Origin of the sequence: Salinisphaera sp. G21_0, from assembly GCF_017744115.1 — a bacterium.
In the GTDB taxonomy this organism is placed as follows: domain Bacteria; phylum Pseudomonadota; class Gammaproteobacteria; order Pseudomonadales; family Endozoicomonadaceae; genus Endozoicomonas.
This window is the reverse complement of record NZ_JAGHQW010000302.1, coordinates 1-512: the sequence shown is the minus strand read 5'-3', so window position 1 is coordinate 512 and position 512 is coordinate 1. Positions and strand designations below refer to the sequence as shown.

The window sequence follows — 512 nt, the reverse complement described above, 5'->3', positions numbered from 1 at the left end:
CTGCCCTGCTTGAAAGAGGGCTGGCAGGAGGGCAAAGACGAGGACGTTAAGGGCAAACCGATCGACCGGGCACTGGTCACCAATATTTCCTCCATGTGTAATGGCAAAGGCTTACCGAAAGATCAGGACGTGAAGGCCTTCCTGACGCTGCCCTGCTTGAAAGAGGGCCGGCAGGAGGGTAAAGACGAGGACGTTAAGGGCAAACCGCTCGACCGGGCACTGGTCACCAATATTTCCTCCATGTGTTCCTCTAAAGGCTTACCGAAAGATAAGAACGTGGAGGCCTTCCTGACCCTGTCCTGCTTGAAAGAGGGCTGGCAGGAGGGCAAAGACGAGGTCGTTAAGGGCAAACCGCTCGACCGGGCACTGGTCACCAATATTTCCGCCATGTGTCATGGCAAAGGCTTACCGAAAGATAAGGACGTGAAGGCCTTCCTGACCCTGCCCTGCTTGAAAGAGGGCTGGCAGGAGGGCAAAGACGAGGACGTTAAGGGCAAACCGCTCGACCGGGC

General features: G+C 56.4%; 1 protein-coding gene. It reads left to right on the top strand.

Going from position 1 to position 512, the window contains the following annotated elements; genetic code table 11:
- Nucleotides 1–512: hypothetical protein (locus J7439_RS26185; protein ID WP_209204986.1), on the top strand; the 512-nt coding region annotated here is incomplete at both ends.